Source organism: Arthrobacter sp. 7Tela_A1, from assembly GCF_049311065.1.
Taxonomy (GTDB): Bacteria; Actinomycetota; Actinomycetes; order Actinomycetales; family Micrococcaceae; genus Arthrobacter_B.
In genome coordinates this window covers 103,393-117,357 of record NZ_JAXIOO010000009.1, presented here as the reverse complement: position 1 = coordinate 117,357, position 13,965 = coordinate 103,393, and the positions used below count along the sequence as shown (strand labels likewise).

The 13,965-nt window shown below is 66.4% G+C and carries 14 protein-coding genes; 11 read left to right on the top strand and 3 right to left on the bottom strand.

The window, feature by feature from the left end; genetic code table 11:
• Positions 1–713: 713 nt before the first annotated feature.
• Positions 714–1,592, bottom strand: coding sequence for a hypothetical protein (locus tag TVB01_RS06225; protein ID WP_422454962.1), 879 nt, complete (start codon positions 1,590–1,592; stop codon positions 714–716).
• A gap of 6 nt (positions 1,593–1,598) precedes the next feature.
• Between TVB01_RS06225 and TVB01_RS06220 the strand changes: the two genes are divergently transcribed.
• From TVB01_RS06220 to TVB01_RS06175, 10 genes are read left to right on the top strand one after another with little or no spacing between them, the layout of a single operon-like run.
• A complete protein-coding gene (locus TVB01_RS06220; RefSeq protein WP_422454961.1) occupies positions 1,599–2,435 on the top strand; it encodes a hypothetical protein in 837 nt (278 codons plus the stop codon).
• Positions 2,428–3,423: an HAD-IIA family hydrolase gene (locus tag TVB01_RS06215; RefSeq protein ID WP_422454959.1), complete on the top strand. Its 996-nt coding sequence runs from the start codon at positions 2,428–2,430 to the stop codon at positions 3,421–3,423. The genes TVB01_RS06220 and TVB01_RS06215 overlap by 8 nt, the downstream gene beginning before the upstream one ends.
• Positions 3,424–3,432: 9 nt before the next feature.
• Positions 3,433–3,696, top strand: a complete 264-nt coding sequence (locus TVB01_RS06210; protein WP_422454957.1) for a hypothetical protein — start codon at positions 3,433–3,435, stop codon at positions 3,694–3,696.
• 2 nt (positions 3,697–3,698) lie between these two features.
• Positions 3,699–4,544, top strand: a complete 846-nt coding sequence (locus TVB01_RS06205; RefSeq protein ID WP_422454955.1) for a TlyA family RNA methyltransferase — start codon at positions 3,699–3,701, stop codon at positions 4,542–4,544.
• Positions 4,545–4,599: 55 nt separating this feature from the next.
• On the top strand, positions 4,600–5,544 hold the full coding sequence (locus tag TVB01_RS06200) for an NAD kinase (RefSeq protein ID WP_422454953.1): 945 nt from the start codon (positions 4,600–4,602) through the stop codon (positions 5,542–5,544).
• Positions 5,541–7,289 (top strand): DNA repair protein RecN, encoded by a 1,749-nt coding sequence (gene recN / locus TVB01_RS06195; RefSeq protein ID WP_422454951.1) that lies wholly within the window; start codon positions 5,541–5,543, stop codon positions 7,287–7,289. The genes TVB01_RS06200 and recN overlap by 4 nt, the downstream gene beginning before the upstream one ends.
• Positions 7,286–8,980, top strand: coding sequence for a CTP synthase (locus tag TVB01_RS06190; RefSeq protein WP_422454950.1), 1,695 nt, complete (start codon positions 7,286–7,288; stop codon positions 8,978–8,980). Before recN ends, TVB01_RS06190 begins: the two co-directional genes overlap by 4 nt.
• A 3-nt stretch (positions 8,981–8,983) precedes the next feature.
• Complete coding sequence (locus TVB01_RS06185; protein ID WP_422454948.1) at positions 8,984–9,652, top strand: NUDIX domain-containing protein; 669 nt, start codon at positions 8,984–8,986, stop codon at positions 9,650–9,652.
• A gap of 38 nt (positions 9,653–9,690) precedes the next feature.
• Positions 9,691–10,896: a site-specific tyrosine recombinase XerD gene (xerD, locus tag TVB01_RS06180; protein ID WP_422454946.1), complete on the top strand. Its 1,206-nt coding sequence runs from the start codon at positions 9,691–9,693 to the stop codon at positions 10,894–10,896.
• Positions 10,893–11,408 (top strand): 8-oxo-dGTP diphosphatase, encoded by a 516-nt coding sequence (locus tag TVB01_RS06175; RefSeq protein ID WP_422454945.1) that lies wholly within the window; start codon positions 10,893–10,895, stop codon positions 11,406–11,408. Before xerD ends, TVB01_RS06175 begins: the two co-directional genes overlap by 4 nt.
• Before the next feature lie 107 nt (positions 11,409–11,515).
• Here the strand turns inward: TVB01_RS06175 and TVB01_RS06170 are convergent, their stop codons facing one another.
• On the bottom strand, positions 11,516–11,992 hold the full coding sequence (locus TVB01_RS06170; RefSeq protein WP_422454943.1) for a DUF4188 domain-containing protein: 477 nt from the start codon (positions 11,990–11,992) through the stop codon (positions 11,516–11,518).
• 102 nt (positions 11,993–12,094) lie between these two features.
• On the opposite strand from TVB01_RS06170, the gene TVB01_RS06165 reads away from it, so the two are divergent.
• The gene (locus tag TVB01_RS06165) at positions 12,095–12,766 is read left to right on the top strand and encodes a MerR family transcriptional regulator (protein WP_422454942.1); all 672 of its coding nucleotides are present in this window, start codon (positions 12,095–12,097) and stop codon (positions 12,764–12,766) included.
• A 63-nt stretch (positions 12,767–12,829) separates the two neighbouring features.
• Here TVB01_RS06165 and TVB01_RS06160 read toward each other — a convergent pair whose 3' ends face one another.
• Complete coding sequence (locus TVB01_RS06160) at positions 12,830–13,963, bottom strand: bifunctional 2-methylcitrate synthase/citrate synthase (RefSeq protein WP_422454941.1); 1,134 nt, start codon at positions 13,961–13,963, stop codon at positions 12,830–12,832.
• Positions 13,964–13,965 lie beyond the last annotated feature (2 nt).

Below are 13,965 nucleotides of genomic sequence, written 5' to 3'. Positions count from 1 at the left end.
ACCCCACCCCCCCCGGGGGGGGGGGGGGGGGGCGGGGCCCCCGGGGGGGGGGGGGGGCCCCCGGCCTGTTTAACCCGCGCGTTTATCCCGGCCTGTCTGTTTGGGCTGCGGGTAGCCGTGCTCGGGATGGTGGTGCTGGAGGACCCGTACGCCGGGTGCGCAAAATCACCGTGCACCGCCAGGGCCGGCAACGGCATACCGGAGCCATGCCGGTCCCGCATGCGGGGCCGCTGTTCCCACGCTCCGGTGCTCCCGTGGCCGGTGTGACCTCACGGGGCAACACCCGTAACGACGGGTGGGAAACCCGGTACCCGGCGTGTGAAAGTGCAAAGCGTGAGTTCAATGCCGGTACCTCGGCCACGTGTGAGTTCTTCTGGAGACGGAATCCGGGAGCTTGTCGCTGGGGAGGGCATCGAGTGCCGGCCAAAAGTGGCAAGATTCACCCCGCACAACCCGTCGGGTGGTGCTTGGCGGACGGCAGCTTCTCCGTGCTGCCCTAGAATTGAGGAGGACCCTTTAGGTCCCCACGACTTTCGCAGGTGGATCCTGCGCCTTATCTACACATACATAGTGACGAGCGACTGCAGTAAATTCCGTTGGTCGGCTCACGACGAGAGGAACTCAGCATGTCCGAGCAGAACAACCGGGAAGAGCGAGACAGCCAGGGACGCCCCAAGGCTAACGATCGCAAACCCCCGCAGCGCAAGTCCTATTCAGACCGACAGGCGTCCGCCGGACGTCCGGCTCGTGATGGTGAACGTAAGCCCTTCAGCAAGGAAGGCGGCCCCCGTAAGCCGTTCAATAGTGGCCGTGGTGAGCGGAAGCCTTACGGTGATCGTCCGTCCCGTGATGGTGAGCGTAAGCCGTTTGGTGATCGTCCGTCCCGCGAGGGGGACCGTAGGCCGTTTAGCGGTGGTCGCGATGAGCGGAAGCCTTATGGCGATCGTCCCGCTCGTGATGGTGAGCGTCGTTCTTTCGGTGGCGATCGGGCTGAGCGTAAGCCGTTCAATAGTGATCGTGGTGAGCGTAAGCCCTTCGGTGACCGCCCGGCTCGCGAGGGGGACCGTAAGTCGTTCACAAGTGATCGTGGAGACCGGAAGCCATTTGGCGATCGCCCGGCACGGGATGACCGGAAGCCGTTCAACAGTGACCGTGGTGAGCGTAAGCCCTTCGGTGACCGGGGAGACCGTAAGCCTTATGGTGATCGTCCCGCTCGTGATGGTGAGCGTCGTTCCTTCGGTGCAGATCGTGGTGAGCGTAAGCCGTTCAACAGTGACCGTGGTGAGCGTAAGCCTTATGGTGATCGTCCGTCCCGCGACAGCGACCGGAAGCCGTTCCGAAAGGATTCCGAACGCCGTCCGTCGTCCGACCGGCCGTTCCGCAAGGATGACAGGCCGCAGCGCCGCTCCGGAGATGATGCACCCGTTACGGAACGCAAGCACAATGCGCGCGACCTGCGCAGCGCCAACCGCGCAGACCGTGAGCGGTCTCCGGAGATCGACGATGACGTCACAGGCCAGGAGCTGGACAAGGTTACCCGCGCCCAGCTGCGCAACCTCGAAGAAGTCAACGGCGAATGGGTCTCGAAGCACCTCGTCATGGCCGGCCGCCTGATCGATGCAGATCCCGAACTGGCTTTCCAGCACGCCCTCGCAGCCAGCCGCCGCGGCGGACGCATGGCAGCTGTCCGTGAAGCCGTAGCCCTGACGGCGTACGCCGCCGGCGAGTTCGGGGACGCACTGCGCGAATTCCGCACGCACCGGCGGATCAGCGGTTCCAACGAGTACCTGGCCATGATGGCCGACTGCGAACGCGGTCTGGGCCGTCCGGACCGGGCACTGGACCTGCTGCGCTCCGAAGAGGTTGCCGAGCTCGACAACTCAGTGAAGGTCGACGTCGCGATTGTGGCCTCGGGTGCCCGGATGGACATGGAGCAGTTCGACGCTGCCGTCTCCTCCCTCGAGATCCCGCAGCTCGACAAGAACCGTGCCTTCTCCTACAGCCCGCGCCTCTTCCGTGCCTACGCCGATGCCCTTGAACTGGCCGGCCGCGGCAAGGAAGCCGAGACCTGGCGCCGCCAGGCCGTCGTCGCCGAAAGCGCGCTTGGCGTTGGAGACTTCGCTGAACCGGAAATTTTGGACCTTGGTGAAGACGACGAAGCTCCGGCGAAGCCGCGCTTCCGCCGGGACAACGACAGCAACGCAGAGAACGCCGGCCAGGCATCCGCAGCTGAGGACCGCAGCGTCAACTATGCTCAGGCGCCCGAGGCAGCCTCGGCAGGCCTGGACGTTGACGACGAGTCCGCCGACGACGCCCTCCCGAGCGACGAACGCGAAGCGCTGCTGGGCGCCGAGGAAGCCGAACCGGATTCCGAAGACAGCGAAGCAGCCGAAGCAGACGCAGCGGAGGAAGCCGCCGCGGAGCGCAATGACTAAGCCGCTCGTCGGCAGCTTCGACGCGGTCTTCGCTGACCTCGACGGCGTTGTCTACGCCGGCCCGCATGCCATCCCCGGCGCTCCGGAAGCCCTCCAGGGGCTCAAGGCCGCCGGGGTGCAGCTGGCGTACATCACCAACAACGCCTCCCGTTCATCGGCCACGGTGGCTGAGCACCTGCGGGAGCTGGGCGCTCCGGCAACTGCCGGGAACGTGTTCGGATCGGCGCAGGCCGGCGCGGAGCTTCTGGCGGGACTTGTCCCGGCAGGCAGCCGCGTCCTGGTGACGGGCAGCCAGACGCTGACCGACCAGGTCCGGGCCCAGGGGCTGGAACCCGTTCTCTCTGCAGATGACCAGCCGGCAGCCGTGATCCAGGGGTTCGACCCCGGACTCGGCTGGAAGGACCTTGCCGAAGCGGCTTTCGCTGTCGCGGCAGGAGCCGTCTGGGTGGCTACGAACACTGATCTGTCGATCCCGCAGGCCCGCGGGATCGCTCCCGGAAACGGCACCCTCGTCGCAGCTGTGGCTGCGGCGACGGGCCGCGCTCCGGTGGTCGCAGGCAAGCCCGAAGCGCCCCTGTTCACGACGGCGGCACGGCACCTGGACGTCGAGCGGCCCCTGGTGGTGGGGGACCGGCTGGATACGGACATTCTGGGCGGCACCAACGCCGGCTATGCGACGGCGCTGGTACTGACCGGCGTCGACAGCCCAGCCACGGCCCTCGCAGCACGCACCGCTGAACGTCCGGACTTCCTCATCCCGAACCTTGGCGCGCTCTACGAGCCGTACCCGGGCGTGCAGCGCACCCGTGAGGGTTTCCGCTGCGGTGCCGCGCTGGCATCAGTCTCCGGCGAAACGGTGGAGATCACGGCCCCCGAAGGAGACCTGGACGGCTGGCGCGCTGCCTGCGCGGCCTGGTGGGACGCCAACCCCGAAGTCACGGCGGCTGTTTCCCCCGAAGTCCGCTGGGTTGTCGGTGCCGGAAGCTAGGGTTTGAGCGTGGAAGAAATCAATGGAGACAGCCCGGCGGTTCCGCAGACAGGGGACCCCGGCGTCGATGCCGTTCTCGCGGCCCTCGGCAAGGTGGCGGACATGCCCGTCTCAGAGCATGCCGCCCTGTACGGCACGCTTCATGACGGTCTGCTGGCCGCGCTGAACGACGACGCCGCCGCGCTGCCCGGGAGCACTGGTCCGGATGCCGGCGTTCCGCAGTCCATGAAGCCGGGCCTGCCCACCAAACCCGCCTCTCCGGAAGCAGGCTAGCGGTGGCCCGGCTGGACCAGGAGCTTGTCACCCGCGGGCTGGCCCGTTCCCGTACCCACGCTGGAAAGCTCATCGCCGGCGGACGCGTCCTGCGCGCCGGCAGCGTCCTCACCAAGGCCTCGACACCAATCCGGCCGGAGGATCCGCTGCAGGTGACAGATGACGGCGGCCCGGACTATGTCAGCCGCGCCGGGCACAAGCTGGCCGGTGCACTTGAGGCCTTTCCGACCGTCAATCCTGCCGGACTGCGCTGCCTGGATGCCGGCGCCTCGACCGGCGGGTTCACGGATGTGCTGCTGCGGGCAGGCGCCCGTGAGGTTGCCGCCGTCGACGTCGGCCACGGCCAGCTGGTTGATTCCCTCCGGTCAGATCCCCGCGTGCGGGTCTTCGAGGGCATGAACGTGCGCTACTTCACCCCCGGGGACATCGGCGGGCAGGTGGACCTGACGGTCGCCGACCTCAGCTTCATCTCGCTCACCATGGTCATCGTGCCCCTGGCCGCAGCCACCGCTCCCGGCGGCAGCCTGCTGCTGATGGTCAAGCCCCAGTTCGAGGTCGGACGCGAGCTGCTGAACCGCACCGGCGTCGTCACCGATCCCGCCAGGCACCGCCTCGCCGTGGACCGCGTCACTGACGCGGCAGTGGGTGCCGGACTGGAAATATCCGGAATCGCCCGCAGTCCATTGCCCGGCCAGAACGGGAATGTGGAATTCTTTATGTGGATGCGCGTTCCCGCAGGGACCCTCCCGGACGCCGCGGAACGCTCCGTGGCGGCAACGGCTCTGGTCAACCGGGTATTCGATGCGCCCGCTGCGTTTGCGGACGCACCGGATGGCATAGAAGACTGACGGGACGGCTACACACGGCTTCCTTTCCAGGGGCAGAAGAGGACACAGAGACAACATGAGCAGACGCATACTGGTGATCGCGCACACCGGCCGCAGTGCCGCGATGGCTGCGGCCCAGGAAGTCTGCACCCAGCTCCACGCTGCAGGACTGGTTCCTGTCATGCGGCGGAAAGATCTCGAAGATATCCAGGCCGAGTACGGCCGGCTCACCGCACCGACCGAAATCCTGGACGAAGACGTCCAGCTCAGCGAAGTCGACCTTGGCATGGTGCTGGGGGGAGACGGGACCATCCTGCGCGCGGCGGAACTGGTACGGGACACGGAAGTGCCGCTGCTGGGGGTCAACTTGGGCCACGTCGGCTTCCTGGCCGAAAGTGAACGCGAAGACCTGGACAAGACCGTCGGCTGGGTCGTGGACCGGGACTATACCGTCGAAGAGCGGCTGACCATCGACGTCAAGGTCTGGCTGGACAGCTCGCTGCTGGCACACACCTGGGCGCTCAATGAGGCCGCGGTGGAAAAGGCAGACCGGCAGCGCATGCTGGAAGTAGTCATGGAGGTCGATGCGCGTCCCATTTCCTCCTTCGGCTGCGACGGCGTGGTCATGGCGACCCCGACAGGCTCGACTGCCTACGCGTTCTCTGCTGGCGGGCCCGTTGTGTGGCCCGGCGTCGAAGCTCTGCTGATCACACCCATCAGCGCCCACGCCGTATTCTCCCGGCCGCTCGTTGTCGCCCCGGACTCCATCCTGGCGGTGGAGATCCTGTCCCGGAACGCCGCCAACGGCATCCTCTGGTGCGACGGACACCGCAGCATCGACCTGCCGCCGGGCTCCCGCGTGGAGGTGACCCGCTCCAACGTGCCGGTCCGGCTGGCCCGTACTCACGACACGCCTTTCTCGGAGCGGCTGGTCAACAAATTCCAGCTCCCCACCCAGGGCTGGCGGGGCCCGGTGAACCAGCCTTCAGAGCAGGCAGCGAACGGAGGCATCCTCCCGTGATCGAAGAAATACGCATTCGGGACCTGGGCGTCATCACCGACGCAACGCTGACGCTGGGCTCTGGTTTCACTGTGGTGACCGGTGAAACCGGCGCCGGCAAGACCATGGTGATCACTGCCCTGGGGCTGCTGCTCGGTGCCCGCTCAGACGCCGGAGCCGTCCGTACGGGCGCCAAATCGGCGCTGGCGGAGGCCGTCGTCCGGCTGCCGCCGCAGAGTCCTGCCGTGGAGCGTTCCGCGGAGGCGGGAGCAGAACTGGAAGAGTTCGACGGCGCCGTCGAACTCATCGTTGCCCGAACCGTCAACGCTGACGGACGCAGCCGCGCCCATCTGGGCGGCCGCGCGACACCCGTGGGCGTCCTGTCCGAGGTGGGCAACCACCTTGTGGCCGTCCACGGACAAACTGACCAGCTGCGGCTCAAGAGTTCCGCGGCACAGCGCGAAGCGCTGGACAAGTATGCGGGGGAGTCGCTGGCAGCCGCGCTGGAAGAGTACCGTGCAGGTTACAGCCGCTGGCGGGCAGCCGAGGCCGAGCTCTCGGAACTGCGCGAGACCGCACGGGAACGCCTGCGTGAAGCGGAGTACCTCGCCGCATCCCTGGAAGAGATCGACGCCGTCGCACCCGAGCCGGCGGAAGACGAGACGCTGAAGGCCGAGGCCATGCGCCTGGGCAATATCGAGGAATTACGTTCTGCGTCCGTCGGGGCGCACCAGGCGCTTGTCGCAGGTGACTTCGCCGACGGATCGGATGCCACGTCGCTGGTGGACGCAGCCAAGCGCCAGCTGGAACTGGCAGGTGAGCACGATCCGGCCCTGGCACAGGCCGGAGCGCGGCTCGCGGAAGTCGGCTACATCCTGGCCGACATTGCGGCCGAGCTGTCCAGCTACAGCGCCTCCCTGGACGGCGAAGGCCCCGGCAGGCTGGCCGAGGTGGAAGCCCGCCGCGCGGAACTGGCTGTTCTGGTCCGGAAGTACGCACCGTCAGTCGACGAAGTCCTGGAATGGGCGGAAACCGGCCGGGCCCGCCTGGGGGAGCTCGGAGACGACGGCAGCCGGATCGAATCCCTCGAAGCCGAGCTGACCGAGCTCCAGGCACGTCTCTGGGAACAGGCCGCGGGGCTGACCAAGCTGCGCACGGACGCCGCAGCCGAACTCTCCGGACGGGTCAGCGACGAGCTCACCGCGCTGGCCATGCCCGACGCCCGGCTGGTGATCACCGTGGATCCCAGCACGGCCCTGGGGCCGCAGGGCGCGGACACGATCGAGTTCCTCCTGGCTCCGCATCCCGGAGCACCGGCGCGGCCGCTGGGCAAGGGCGCATCCGGCGGCGAACTGTCCCGCGTGATGCTCGCCATCGAAGTCGTGCTCGCCGAAGTGGATCCGGTTCCGACCTTCGTCTTTGACGAGGTCGACGCCGGTGTCGGCGGCAAGGCAGCCATCGAAATAGGCCGGCGGCTGGCGATGCTGGCCCGCCACGTGCAGGTGATCGTGGTGACCCATCTGCCGCAGGTGGCGGCCTTCGCGGGCCATCACATCCGCGTGATTAAAACCTCTTCCTCCGCGGATGACGGGTCGGGCGTCACCGCCAGCGACGTCGTCGTGCTGGACCGCGAAGCCCGGATCAGGGAACTGGCCCGGATGCTCGCAGGTCACGAGGACTCGGAGTCGGCCCGTGCCCACGCCGAGGAACTACTGGCGACGGCAGCCGTTCCCAGTGGGGATACTACCCAGACCAACAAAAGGTGATAGGCTCGAATTCCGTGGTGCAGCGATCAAATTCCAGGTTTCCCAAGTCGTCTTCTACGACCAAACACATCTTCGTTACCGGAGGCGTGGCATCGTCCCTTGGTAAGGGACTGACGGCCTCCAGCCTCGGTCACCTGCTTCGGGCACGCGGCCTCTCCGTGACGATGCAGAAGCTCGATCCCTATCTCAATGTGGATCCGGGCACAATGAACCCCTTCCAGCACGGTGAAGTTTTCGTGACCGACGACGGCGCTGAGACCGACCTCGACATCGGACACTACGAGCGCTTCCTCGATGAGAGCCTCGACGGGTCCGCCAACGTGACCACGGGCCAGGTGTACTCCACCGTCATCGCCAAGGAACGCCGCGGCGAGTACCTCGGTGACACCGTCCAGGTCATTCCCCACATCACCGATGAGATCAAGCGCCGGATGCGCCTGCCCTCCGAGGCGAAGAAGACCCCCGACGTCATCATCACCGAAATCGGCGGCACCGTGGGCGACATCGAGTCTCAGCCCTTCCTTGAAGCCGCCCGCCAGGTCCGCCAGGATATCGGCCGGAACAATGTCTTCTTCCTGCACGTCTCCCTGGTCCCGTACATCGGCCCGTCGCAGGAATTGAAGACCAAGCCGACCCAGCACTCCGTGGCAGCCCTCCGCTCCATCGGCATCCAGCCGGACGCAATCGTCATCCGCTCGGACCGCCCGGTCCCTGACGCGATGCGCGACAAGATCGGCCGCATGTGCGACGTCGACGTCGACGCCGTGATCGGCTGCCCGGATGCTCCGAGCATCTATGACATTCCGAAGACACTGCACTCCCAGAACCTGGACGCGTACATCGTCCAGCACCTGGGACTGAAGTTCAAGGACGTCAACTGGACTAAGTGGGACCGCCTGCTTGAAGCTGTGCACAACCCGAAGCACCACGTCGAGGTGGCACTGGTCGGCAAGTACATCGACCTGCCCGACGCCTACCTCTCCGTGACTGAGGCCCTGCGTGCCGGCGGTTTCGCCAACAGCACCAAGGTCAAGATCCGCTGGGTCCCCTCCGATGACTGCGCTACCGAAGAAGGTGCCCGCAAGGCACTGGCCGGCGTGGACGCCATCTGCGTCCCCGGCGGCTTTGGTATCCGCGGCCTCGAAGGCAAGCTCGGTGCACTGAAGTTTGCACGCGAGCACAAGCTGCCGACCCTGGGTCTGTGCCTTGGCCTGCAGAGCATGGTCATCGAGTACGCCCGCAACGTCGTCGGCCTCGAAGGCGCTTCCTCCAGTGAGTTCGAACCCGACACGAAGTACCCGGTCATCGCGACCATGGCGGAGCAGAAGGAAATCGTGGCAGGCCAGGGCGACATGGGCGGCACCATGCGCCTGGGTCTCTGGGACGCGAAGCTGGACGAAGGTTCGGTCGTGGCCAAGACGTACGGCAAGACCGCCGTCGCCGAACGCCACCGCCACCGCTACGAGGTCAACAACCAGTACCGGAAGCAGATCGCCGAAGCAGGCCTGGTTTTCTCCGGCACCTCGCCCGACGGACAGCTCGTCGAATATGTCGAACTGCCCGAGGACGTGCACCCGTACTACGTCTCCACCCAGGCGCACCCGGAACTGAGCTCGCGGCCCCCCCGCCCGCACCCGCTCTTTGCCGGCCTGATCAAGGCCGCACTGGCTCACCAGGGCGCGGACGCGTAAGGCATGAGCGAGAACCAGGGGTTTGCCGACGAGCAGAGTCCGCGACGGCTGCTGGAGTCCTCAGTGGTCTACAGCGGTCCCATCTGGGACGTGGTGAGCGAGAAGTTCACCCTGACTGACGACGGCGAACCCCTGGTCCGCGACTACATCCGGCACCCCGGTGCCGTGGCCATCCTGGCCATGAACGACGCCGGCCAGGTGCTTTTGATCAACCAGTACCGGCACCCGGTCCGTATGACACTCTGGGAAATCCCCGCCGGGCTCCTGGACGTGGAGGGCGAGGATTACCTTGCCGGAGCCGTCCGCGAACTGGCTGAGGAAGCCGACCTGGTGGCCGAGGACTGGAACGTCCTGGCAGACCTTTTCCTCTCACCCGGATCATCCCGCGAAGAACTGCGGATCTACCTTGCCCGCGGCCTGCATGATGTGCCGGCCGACGAGCGGCATGAGCGCTTCCACGAGGAAGCGGAGATCAAAATGATGTGGGTTGACCTCGACGACGCCGTCAACGCAGTCCTTGAGGGGCGGATGCACAGCCCGTCGGCGGCCGCCGCCGTGCTGGCGGCTGCTGCCGCCCGGAACTCTGGCTACGCGAATCTGCGTCCAGCCGATGCACCGTGGCCTGAGCACCACACCGAACACCACACCTGGCCCAACGGATCCGTCCGCTAGGGGCATGGGTGATACCCGCCTTCCCTGCCGCAGGCGGCATGAGCTCTGCTGAAGGGCCGGCCGAAGACTCCCGGGTCCCTGACCCGCGGGTTGGTGACCTGCCTGTGCCTTCGATCAACGACACCATTGAGCTTGATCTCAAGGCCCAGCTGAACCCCACCCTGATCCTTGACCGGTCCGCGCTGGCAGCAGCCCCTCAAACAGCGGACGCTGTATCAGCCGATCCGGGGGAGTCCGGTGCTGCTGCCCGGCCGGCACCGTCCGCGACCGCTGCCCGCAGTTCACAGAGAGCCGCTGACGACCTCCGGACCACCGCCGTAGGACGTGCCATTGGCGCCTATCTCCAGCACATGGCCGTGGAACGCGGGCTCGCCCGGAACACAGTGGACGCCTACCGGCGGGACCTGGTGCGGTATGCCCGGTTCCTGGCCTCCAATGACCGTGCCGATCCGACTGCCATTACACGGCATGACGTCACGGCGTTCGCACGTTCCATCGCAGAAGGATCCGACGGCGCTGCGGCGCTGAGCATGCGTTCGGCGGCCCGGACGGTTGTGGCGGTCCGCGGCCTGCATAAGTTCTGGGCCCTTGAAGGGATCACCACATCCGACCCGGCAGCCGATGTCCACCCGCCGATGGCGGGCAAGCGCCTGCCCAAGGCCATCAGCGTGGACGAAGTCACCCGGATCCTCGAGGCTGTACCGCTGGACACGCCCACCGGACTGCGCGACCGCGCGCTGCTGGAGTTCCTCTATTCCACCGGGGCGCGCATCAGCGAAGCAGTGGGCCTGGATATCGATGACCTGTCCCTGGAACGCATCCCGGCCAACGGGCCGGACGTCGTCCGCCTCTTCGGCAAAGGCTCGAAGGAACGTCTCGTCCCGCTGGGCTCTTATGCTGCCCGGGCGCTGGATGACTACCTTGTCCGGGGACGTCCCGGAGCTGCCGCAAAGGGGAAGGGCACACCTGCCTTGTTCCTGAACGCCCGCGGCGGCAGACTGAGCCGGCAGAGCGCCTGGACCATTCTCAAGACCGCGGCGGAACGCGCCAAGATTGACAGGGATGTCTCTCCGCACACCCTGCGCCACTCCTTCGCCACGCACCTGATCGAAGGCGGCGCAGATGTCAGGGTTGTCCAGGAGTTGCTCGGCCATGCATCCGTAACGACCACCCAGGTGTACACCTTGGTCACCGCCGACACACTGCGCGAGGTCTACGCCGCAGCCCACCCGCGGGCGCTGTGAATCCGGTGCCGCATCTCGGTCCCCAGGCCCCGCGCGCCACGCCCGTAGTACTGTGCTTCCTGATGCGCGATACCAGCGGGGGACCCCAGGTTTTGCTGGGACTCAAGAAAACCGGATTCGGTATTGGCCGGATCGTGACGCTTGGCGGCCATGTGGAGCCGGGGGAGAGCCCCGAACAGGCGGCCGTGCGGGAAGTCTTCGAAGAATCCGGCGTCACCGTTGCCGAAGGGGACCTGGAACCCGCCGGATCCATCGAGTTCATGTTTCCCTCACGCCCGGAATGGGACATGTCCACCGTGGTCTACCGGTCCTGGAACTGGTCCGGGACACCGGCGCCGTCAGCGGAGATCGAACCTGCGTGGTACCCGATGGATGCCGTTCCCTATACGGCTATGTGGGAGGACTCCGCGTACTGGATGCCGAAGGTGCTTTCCGGCGAATACTTCGCCGCAGCCGTGACGCTCGCCGAAGACAACGAGTGCGTGGGCAGCGTGGTTTTCTCTTCGCCCTGACGGGTGCGTGCCCTCAAACGATGCCCGCCCCGAGGGGCGGAAGGGTTCGCTGACGGCTGCGTGCCCTCAAACGATGCCCGCCCCGAGGGGCGGAAGGGTTCGCGCGGCTAGTGTCCCGCGGCGGCCAGCCGGTCCGCTGCCCGGCTGCCGTCTGGCGCGGGCCGGTTGGCGGTCGCCTGGGCCAGGCCGGATACCGGCATGCCGACGTACATTGATTCGGCCCGCTCCACCGGAAAGGTCTCATGCCAGATGCCTACGGCTCCCGGTGCCTTCCGGGCCCGGCGGTTAAAGGCTGCCCAGGCCGGCCGGTGTTCTGCATTCGTCTGGCTGGCGTAGGCATAGAGCTCTTCAGTGCTCTTCCAGTACTGCACCACAAGCGGACCGCCGGATCCGACGGTTATCCGGTAACCCAGCAGACCGGAGCCGGGGTCGGAAGAAAGCTCCTTGAGCATACGCGGCATGGCGGCAAAGGCCGGGACCCAGAGATCCGGGCGCCACGGGCGGTTGATCCTCATGCCGATAAGGAACACCACCAGGGGACCGGTGTGCTGGTGGGTTGAGCGGTGGCTGAGAACGCGAGCCATAACGGCACCTGATTTCCATAACAGGATAGTGTTGCTATCCAGACTAGAGAGCTACACTATCCAGACTAGAGAGCTACACTATCCAGCACAAGGGGGTTCTCCATGCGAATTTCAGAGCTGGCGGCAGAATCCGGGGTTCCGGTGGCCACCATCAAGTTCTACCTGCGGAGCGGCCTGCTTCCGGAAGGCCGGCAGACAGCTCCCCGGCAGGCAGAGTACGGCGAAGACCATCTGTCCCGGCTGCGGCTTATCCGCGCCCTTCTGGGCGCCGGAGGGCTGTCGATTGCGGCTGCCGGTGAGGTGTTGAAACAACTGGACGAGCCACCGGAATCGACCCACGGGCTTCTCGGCGCGGCACATCACGCGCTAGACACTGGCGTGCGTGCGAGGGCCGGCCACTCACTAACGGCGCACCCGAGAGCGGACGCGATGGTTGCCTCGCTGGGCTGGAACATCGATCCGGACGACCACCTTTCCCGGTACCGGCTCGAAGAGGCACTGGCCGGCCTGGAGGCCGCGGGGTTTGTGCCCCCGCCCGGGTTCCCGGAAATGTATGCCTCGGCCATGCGGCAGCTGGCCGTCCGGGAATTGGAAGAGGTGCCGCTCGGGAGCTCCTCGGAAGCCATGCGGTATGTGGTGCTGGGAACCATCCTCACCGAGCCGCTGCTCCTGGCGCTGCGCCGCCTGGCACAGCAGGATGTCTCCGCCGGGAACTTCGCAGAAACCGCGCCGCCGCCGTCGTCCGCCGGCGAAACTGCGCCGAAACACTCCTGATCCGAACAGCAGAAGGCCCGCTGCAGATTCCCCTGCGGCGGGCCTTCGTGTGTTCGGACCCGGCTAGCCCAGGTGCCGTTCCTCGGGGCCGTCGTAGGCGCTGAGGGGACGGATCAGGGAATTGGCCTCCAGCTGCTCCATGATGTGCGCGGTCCAGCCCGTGATCCGGGCCGCCACGAACAGGGGAGTGAACGTGGGCGTGTCAAAGCCCATCAGGTGGTAAACGGGCCCCGCGGGGTAGTCCAGGTTCGGCAGGATGTTCTTGCGCTCACCCATGGCCGATTCCAGGGCCGTGTACAGCTCACCCAGGTCGGCACGGTCATAGTGCTTGACCATCTTGTCCAGGGAGGCCTTCATGGTGGGAACCCGCGAGTCGCCGTTCTTGTACACGCGGTGGCCGAAGCCCATGATCTTCTTCTTGTCCTCCAGCGCGGCATCCAGCCAGCCTGCCGCGTGCCCGGCGACGTCGCCCTCGCCGGCGCTGGAGGTGATCTCCTCGAACGTGTGCATCACTGCCTCGTTGGCGCCGCCGTGCAGCGGCCCCTTCAGCGCGCCGATGGCACCGGTCACGGCCGAATGCAGGTCCGAGAGCGTGGACGTGATGACACGGCCGGTGAACGTGGAGGCATTGAAGGAGTGCTCCGCGTACAGGATCATCGACACATTGAACGCCTCCACCACCTCGGGGGCGGCTTCCTCACCGAAGGTCATCCAGAGGAAGTTCGAGGAATAGTCCAGGTCATCCCTGGGCTCCACCAGGTCCTCGCCGCGCCGGCGGCGCTGGTCATACGCGACGACGGCAGGCATGGCGGCAAACAGGCTGACCGACTTCTGCATGTTGGCCAAAACGGAGGAATCGTCTGCCTGCGGATGCTGGGCGCCCAGGACCGACACAGCCGTGCGGCAGACATCCATCGGGTGGCAGGTCACCGGCAGGGCGTCGATGACAGCCTTCAGTTCCGGGGTCAGCGCCCGCTGGGACCGTTCACCCTCCACGAACTCGGCCAGCTGCTCATCCGTGGGCAGCTCACCGTTCCAGAGCAGGTAGGCGACTTCCTCGAAGGAACACTTGGCGGCCAGCTCCTGCACCGGATAGCCGCGGTACAGCAGCGAGTTGGTGTCGGGATTTACCTTGGAGATGCTGGTGGTGTCCACCAGCACTCCGGCCAGGCCCTTGTGGATGTTTGTGTCGGTCATTC

Coding starts and splice junctions, on each gene's coding strand:
- xerD (WP_422454946.1), top strand. CDS start 9,691: ATGAGCTCTGCTGAAGGGCCGGCCGAAGACTCCCGGGTCCCTGACCCG.
- TVB01_RS06170 (WP_422454943.1), bottom strand. CDS start 11,992: ATGGCTCGCGTTCTCAGCCACCGCTCAACCCACCAGCACACCGGTCCC.
- TVB01_RS06215 (WP_422454959.1), top strand. CDS start 2,428: ATGACTAAGCCGCTCGTCGGCAGCTTCGACGCGGTCTTCGCTGACCTC.
- TVB01_RS06220 (WP_422454961.1), top strand. CDS start 1,599: ATGGCCGGCCGCCTGATCGATGCAGATCCCGAACTGGCTTTCCAGCAC.
- TVB01_RS06200 (WP_422454953.1), top strand. CDS start 4,600: ATGAGCAGACGCATACTGGTGATCGCGCACACCGGCCGCAGTGCCGCG.
- TVB01_RS06160 (WP_422454941.1), bottom strand. CDS start 13,963: ATGACCGACACAAACATCCACAAGGGCCTGGCCGGAGTGCTGGTGGAC.
- TVB01_RS06185 (WP_422454948.1), top strand. CDS start 8,984: ATGAGCGAGAACCAGGGGTTTGCCGACGAGCAGAGTCCGCGACGGCTG.
- TVB01_RS06165 (WP_422454942.1), top strand. CDS start 12,095: ATGCGAATTTCAGAGCTGGCGGCAGAATCCGGGGTTCCGGTGGCCACC.